This window comes from Acinetobacter sp. ACNIH3, from assembly GCF_002918965.1.
Lineage (GTDB): Bacteria > Pseudomonadota > Gammaproteobacteria > Pseudomonadales > Moraxellaceae > Acinetobacter > Acinetobacter schindleri.
On the sequence record NZ_PQLP01000076.1, the window covers coordinates 1 to 6,860 of the forward strand.

General features: G+C 39.3%; 7 protein-coding genes. 2 read left to right on the plus strand and 5 right to left on the minus strand.

What is annotated here, in order from left to right:
- Window positions 1-111: 111 nt before the first annotated feature.
- Entirely contained in the window at window positions 112-396 is a 285-nt protein-coding gene (locus C3420_RS16020) for a hypothetical protein (RefSeq protein ID WP_004871868.1), read from the plus strand.
- Here C3420_RS16020 and C3420_RS16025 read toward each other — a convergent pair.
- Both C3420_RS16025 and repM read right to left on the minus strand, forming a co-directional pair.
- Window positions 393-689 carry a hypothetical protein gene (locus C3420_RS16025; protein WP_005265043.1) on the minus strand — a complete coding sequence of 99 codons (297 nt, stop codon included), beginning with the start codon at window positions 687-689 and terminating at the stop codon, window positions 393-395. The genes C3420_RS16020 and C3420_RS16025 overlap by 4 nt on opposite strands.
- Window positions 686-1,615 carry a replication initiation protein RepM gene (repM, locus tag C3420_RS16030; protein WP_103801018.1) on the minus strand — a complete coding sequence of 310 codons (930 nt, stop codon included), beginning with the start codon at window positions 1,613-1,615 and terminating at the stop codon, window positions 686-688. The genes C3420_RS16025 and repM overlap by 4 nt, the downstream gene beginning before the upstream one ends.
- A 773-nt stretch (window positions 1,616-2,388) precedes the next feature.
- Between repM and C3420_RS16040 the strand changes: the two genes are divergently transcribed.
- Complete coding sequence (locus tag C3420_RS16040; RefSeq protein ID WP_000537572.1) at window positions 2,389-2,916, plus strand: plasmid pRiA4b ORF-3 family protein; 528 nt, start codon at window positions 2,389-2,391, stop codon at window positions 2,914-2,916.
- Between the two features lie 482 nt (window positions 2,917-3,398).
- Here C3420_RS16040 and C3420_RS16045 read toward each other — a convergent pair whose 3' ends face one another.
- The 3 genes from C3420_RS16045 to mobQ form a co-directional block, all read right to left on the minus strand.
- Complete coding sequence (locus C3420_RS16045; protein ID WP_000076364.1) at window positions 3,399-4,919, minus strand: catalase; 1,521 nt, start codon at window positions 4,917-4,919, stop codon at window positions 3,399-3,401.
- 273 nt (window positions 4,920-5,192) lie between these two features.
- Window positions 5,193-5,690 (minus strand): hypothetical protein, encoded by a 498-nt coding sequence (locus C3420_RS16050; protein ID WP_004856450.1) that lies wholly within the window; start codon window positions 5,688-5,690, stop codon window positions 5,193-5,195.
- The gene (mobQ, locus tag C3420_RS16055) at window positions 5,687-6,658 is read right to left on the minus strand and encodes a MobQ family relaxase (protein WP_004856449.1); all 972 of its coding nucleotides are present in this window, start codon (window positions 6,656-6,658) and stop codon (window positions 5,687-5,689) included. The genes C3420_RS16050 and mobQ overlap by 4 nt, the downstream gene beginning before the upstream one ends.
- Window positions 6,659-6,860: the final 202 nt, after the last annotated feature.

Below are 6,860 nucleotides of genomic sequence, written 5' to 3' on the forward strand. Positions count from 1 at the left end.
CAAGTCGTAAGTGCGCATTTCATGAAAAACACGATAGCATATTACCCGCTTGAATTTCAATTCATAGGGTCTTATGCTTGAGTGGTTTTCTATATTCCGAAATTAACCGTTATGACTAAATCTGCTGAAAATATCGAAAAGAAAATTGAAGCCCAGTTAGAGAAGCTGAAACAGTTAAAAGCACAGAAACAGGCTATTGAAGCAAGAGAACGTACCAAAAAGAAAGAACAGGAGCGCAAGGATGATACTAGGCGTAAAATTTTGCTCGGTTCTTACTTGATTAAGAAAATGCAGGCAAATGAAGCCAATAAAGAAAAAATACTCGCTGAACTCAACGAATATTTAACAGAAAATAGAGATCGACAGCTTTTTGATTTGCCCGACATTGAAGCCTAATTTTTCTTAGCTGTTTGGTTATTCTGTTCGGCTTGATACTCGGGAATGAGCGTGTTTAAAACCTTTTGAATATTGTCTTTGTCCTCTATCTGCAAATGATCCCGATAGTAAATTAAGTCCTGTATTTTGCTTTCCATCTGCATTTTTTCGGTGGGTTTGGCATTTTTGGATAGTCGGGATAATAGGAAGATATAACCGCATATATTTTCCCTCGCAATTTCATAATTTACGATGTCGAGGTATTCAACGGTCACATGCTTTAGATCGGTTGATAGGTTATTTAATTTAATCATGGCTGAAATCCTGATTTTTCTAAAATTGGATAAAGCTCTCTGAATTTTTCAGGCTCTAAAAGCATATCAGCGATACGAATAGCAAATTGTTGGTAGCTTTCTGTACCTTGTGAATATTTCCCCATTTCAGGCATTTCTGACATTTTATTCGCAAATAAATGGCGTTGTGCATCGGTTATTTTTATAAAAAAATCAGGCGTGTTTGGATCTCTTTTTGCTTCAACTTTTGGCTGTTGTTTTTGCTTAAATTTGAAAGAAAAACCTGAAATGATCCGTCCTTTTTTATGCTGTTCATACGTTACAGTAATATCAGTATGCTCATTAATTTGTTTAATTGATGGTTCAAGCACACGCTTTTTAAAGTCACTCATGGCGGTGTATTCACTATCAACAAGACCTAATCTGTTTCTAAACTCACTAAGTTCTAGTTGTGGAACTTTTCCAACTTCACGCCAAGCAATCAGCAATTCATAAAGCCTAGTGGCGTATTTACTGGTTAGGTGAGCAACTTGTTTAGCTTCATATTTTGTAAAGTGTTCTTCCAATCGTGTGATTAAAGGCACTACATCAGGAGCAAAAGTAATTTCTAACAATGCTAGGTCATCTACATAAAATATACGGCTTACCCAGCGAGATCGAACAATGCCGACTTTGCCTGTTTTTTTATATTCGGCTGTATAACTAAATTGACGATTAAACAGATTATTTACAGCTTCTCTCAAAGCTTTATATGACGCATCGGCAGATACATTGAATAGCTTGGCGTAGTCACTAGCATGTATTTCCAGTTTACTATCCGCAGTGATTCCTTGTCCCGATTCTCTAGCATTAATGATAGCTAGCATGATCAAACGTTGTTCCGTTAGCTCTAGGTTGTAACTGGCATTTATTAGAGCATTATCTTTCACGACTAAACTATTTTTCATAAGAAGAACTTATTATTATCTAATTAAAGGACAATGTAATCTAATATCTTTTTAAGGTCAATATTTATAATGTCTTTTAATTAAGAGCAAATGTCCGTTTATACAAGAGCAAATGTCCGTTTATACAAGAGCAAATGTCCGTTTATACAAGAGCAAATGTCCGTTTATATAGTCTGTAACACTTACTACACAAGGGTTTCAACCTGTCTAAAAGCATTAAAAGCTTTAAAAATAATTAAAAGCCTTTCGAGAGGGGAGTGCTTAAAACTGCCCTATGTACTCGCTAAAGCTCGTACTCTATTGAAGCTCGTTCCTCGCTTCGTGGGGCAGTTTTTAGTTAATCCTGTTGTGAAATCTAAAAGCAAAAGCATTTGTAATGTATTCGCTTCGCTCATACTTTTTGAAAAGCAAAAGCTCCAAAGTTCGCACCCATTCGGGATGCTCTGTATCTTTCGTTATGAAGCAAAAGGGAGCTTGTAATCAGGGAAAAGGCAGGGGCGAAATTTTAATGCCAGGTGGTCGCTCGTAGACACTCGCTCGGCTATTACTGGAAGAAGTTTAATAATTAAAATATCTAATCAAAACCGTGGAACAATGATCAAATAGTAAGCGTGGAACATGAAAAATTATAAAAAAAGCCTACACTGGGGAATGTAGGCTTGTAAAATCTTAATATATCATTGAAACCTAAAGATAAAATGTATTGATTTCGTATAACGCGTATTATGTTAATTTTAGATTTACTAAAACTATTTTTTGAGAACTAGGCTGTTATGGGAACTGTAAAGCTCAAATCTTCTGATGAAGTTTTTCAATTAAAAATTAGTCTGCTAGGTAGTGATCCTGAAATCTGGAGAACTATTCAAATTTCATCGGCAGCTACTTTATCTAGGCTCCATAAGGCAATTCAATCTGCTTTTGATTGGGAAGATAGCCATTTACATGAATTCACGACTATTAAGCATGAAAAGATCAATAAAAGACAAAAATTGAAAGAAGTTCTACGTGTAGGTAAAAAAATTATATATACATATGATTTTGGCGATTGTTGGGAACATTTGATTACTGTAGAAAGCAGACAATCTCCTGATTTAAATAAAAAATATCCATGTTGTATAGATGGTCAAAATCATGCTCCATTTGAAGATATTGGAGGAATTTTTGGATATCTTGATATTTTAGATGCATTACAAGACCCCAAACATCCAAGATATGACGATTACATGCAAATTATCGAGGATGAAATAGGAGAGATAGAGTTTGATCCGACCTACTTTAATTCACATGATATTAAGTTTTAAACCTGATTTAACATAATGGGCGTTATACGAAACGCGTTTTTAAATAGTTTTATTTATCATTAACTTAATTCAATAAAACCAAAACCATAAAGATCAAAAAACACACGTTTTAATAACTCGTGTGTTTTTTAAGCAGATTTGTAATCTTTCGCCAATAAAATCGGTTAAAAAATGCTCAAATTCGACATTTCCCCAATATTCTCGGTCTTCCCAGGGCCAAAAATATCCCCAATTTTTGGGGATAAAATTTAGGCTATTTTGTACGCTTTGGCTCACATGAAACTCGGCCCTTTGCTGCTATGCGGCATACTGGAATTTTCCTATGATCAACTCATCAGGAACAGGAAGTTCCATACAAGAATAACAAGAGATAAGCACAAGGACTGTAAGGTACAACAGGAGTTATACCGAGCGAACCAATACGAAAAACCCCGGCAGGATGCCGGGGTTTTTTTATTAACTATCTAAATCAAATTTCCACATTAAAGAAAACTTGGTAAACCTTTAGCAGGATCTGTTTCACGTGCCGCTTGAGCATCTGCTACAGTCATACCTAAGGCCTTAGCAACGCCTTGCCCATAAGCTGGATCGCAAGCATAACAGTTGCGGATATGACGGTATTTGATGAAATCTAGCGCATCACCCATCGCTGCGGCCGTGTTATTAAACAATGCTTGTTTCTGCTCATCATTCATCAAATTGAACAGGGCACGGGGCTGGCTGAAGTAGTCATTGTCATCTTCGCGGAAGTCCCAGAAATCAGCATCACCGGTAATCTTTAATGCTGGTTCTTTAAACTGAGGTTGTTCCTGCCACTGGTTAAAACTGTTCGGTTCATAATGTGGCAATGAACCATAGTTGCCATCCATGCGGCCCTGACCATCACGACGATTAGAGTTTACAGGGCAGCGTGCAGCATTGACCGGAACCTGTGAATGATTTACACCAACACGATAACGTGCTGCATCAGCATAGTTCACCAGACGTGCCTGTAACATACGATCCGGTGAGTAGCTAATTCCCGGTACCAGATTGCTTGGTGCAAAGGCAGCCTGTTCTACATCCTGGAAATAATTTTCCGGATTGCGGTTCAGTTCGAATTCACCGACTTCAATCAGTGGATAATCACCTTTCGGCCAGACTTTGGTCAGGTCAAATGGATGATAAGGAACTGTTTCAGCTTCCAGTTCCGGCATGATCTGAACGTACATTTTCCATTTTGGATACTCACCACGCTCAATGGCATCAAATAAGTCAGTCTGACTACTTTCACGATCTTTAGCAATCAAATCTGCTGCTTCAGCATCGGTCAGGTTCTGGATGCCTTGCTGGGTACGCATATGGAATTTCACCCAGAAGCGTTCATTTTGGGCATTGATAAAACTGAAGGTATGGCTGCCAAAACCATGCATATGACGGTAGCCAGCAGGAATACCGCGATCCGACATCACAATGGTCACCTGATGCAAGGCTTCAGGCAATAATGTCCAGAAATCCCAGTTATTGGTGGCACTGCGCTTGTTGGTTTTCGGGTCACGTTTGACTGCTTTATTCAGGTCAGGGAACTTACGGGCATCCCGCAGGAAAAACACCGGGGTATTATTGCCGACCAGATCCCAGTTGCCTTCTTCAGTATAGAATTTCAGGGCAAAACCTCGAATATCACGTTCTGCATCGGCCGCGCCACGTTCACCCGCCACCGTTGAGAAACGCGCAAACATTTCGGTTTTTTTGCCGACTTCAGAGAAAATTTTAGCGCGAGTATATTGGGTAATATCATTGGTCACGGTAAAGGTACCAAAAGCACCTGAACCTTTAGCGTGCATACGACGCTCTGGAATCACTTCGCGGACGAAGTTTGCTAATTTTTCATTCAACCATAAATCTTGGGCAAGTAAAGGTCCACGCGCACCTGCCGTCATACTGTTCTGATTATCGACCACAGGGGCACCAGCTTCAGTAGTCAGGTGGGTTACAGGACATTTTTTAGGGTCTTGACTCATACTATTAACTCCCGTTTCTTTTAATTTAAAATTTAAATTTCCTGCAGAAATTTAAGATTTTCAATCCTATCTTACCCTTTACTTGCTTATTAAAATATTAAACTAAGGATATTTTTGAAAATTTATAGCCAACTGATTTAACATAAAATCTCTTATGCGAAATTTCAGCTCGATGCTTTGAAAGATGGCTAAAGCCATGTTTCAAAGTCGGGCAATTTTGCGCTTGCTGTAATTTGATTTGTAATGAGAAAAACCAAGCAAAGTACCGATCAACTAGTATTTTTTAGGGTCGATCTGACACCAGTCATACGTTTTTTCTTTGACACTACTCGGTTCAAACGAGTAGCAATTTTTCCTCATTATTCTCACCAATGTTTCACCATCACTTTCTCGAATTTGTAGCGGATATTTTTTTAGTACAGCCATATCTGCTCTACGTTCATCAATTTCGTCTTTGCTTGGTATGTATAAAAAGATAGCCAAAATGAACACCATCATCACAGCAACAAACGTGCTGGCAAAAATAAAGATAAGTTTTAAGTTGAGCCTGTTTGTAGCTTCGTTTAATGCCTGAATACTGTTGTTTAATGCACCTGTATGCTTCTTATTTGTGTTTTCTAGCGATTTTTCAGCCTTGTCTAGCACTCCACTAGCGACTTGGTTGTAAAACTGCTCTAATCGCTTCTTATCGTCTGCTATGGCTTCTCGATATTCCTTCATGGATGCCAATAAAATATATAACTGGTCATCTAAATCATTTTGATTACTCATAATGACATTCCGCCTCTACTTAGTTTTTGATATGCCTTGCGGAGTGCTTGCTCGGCTCGTTGTTTATCTAATTCTTGCTGTCGTTTCATTTCCGCTTGGCGTTCCAGTTCTAGACGTTTGGTTTCTTGGTTCTTCTGCCATTGATCAAAACCTTGATCGACACGGTTTAAACCACGCTGTAAAACGCTCTCTTTCTGCTGTTTCTGTTGGTCAAGCTGTTGGGCGTTCTGCTGTTTCACATTGTCATTAAAACGGCTGATTTCAGTGTCTATGCCTTGTCTGCGTAATTGGGTGACTTTAGTGCCTTCATGGATGGTGGCTTGTAGTCCGTTATTCTGATCGGCATAGCTGCGGTGATCTATTTTTTCTCGGTAGCCTGCTCGTTCTAATGCGTGATTGGCTAAATTTGCCCACGTTTCCCGAATCTGTTTAATTTCGTCTTGGGTTGTACCCATACCAAGGCTTTTTCGTTTGGCGTTGCTGAGTTCAATATCGGTTTTGGTGGTCAGGGTGAGTTTATTGTCCGTGTCCAATTCGGCTTTTCGGGTGGTAAGCATGATATGGGCGTGATGATTCTTATCATTACCGCCTTTGCTGGGTTCATGGATGGCTAAATCTGCGATCACTCCATAGCGATCAACTAAGGACCTGGCAAAGTCTTTTGCCAAGTCCTTACGTTGATCAGCGTCTAATTCATCAGGTAGGGCAATGACCCATTCTCTAGCGGTTCGGGCATCTTTACGGTTTTCGGTTTTTTCTGCCAAGTTCCAAAGTTCACCACGGTCAATTTCAATATCTAAATTAGACAGAATTTCAGAATGGGCGACACCGTCTTTTCTCGTAAAGTCATGGGTCAGTCCTGTGCGTTCATCTTCTAGTTTTTCCCCTGCACGATATGCAGATGATGCAACCGCAGTTCGCCCCGAACTTCGGTTCACCGTTTTAGTGGAACAATGATAAATTGCCATGCAGTCGCCTTGGGGTGCTTTTGCTTTTGGGGTTAAGGGGATTCCCCTTACGCAAACTTTGACTTGGATGAAATCCAAGTCGTAAGTGCGCATTTCATGAAAAACACGATAGCATATTACCCGCTTGAATTTCAATTCATAGGGTCTTATGCTTGAGTGGTTTTCTATATTCCGAAATTAACCGTTATGACTAAATCTGCTG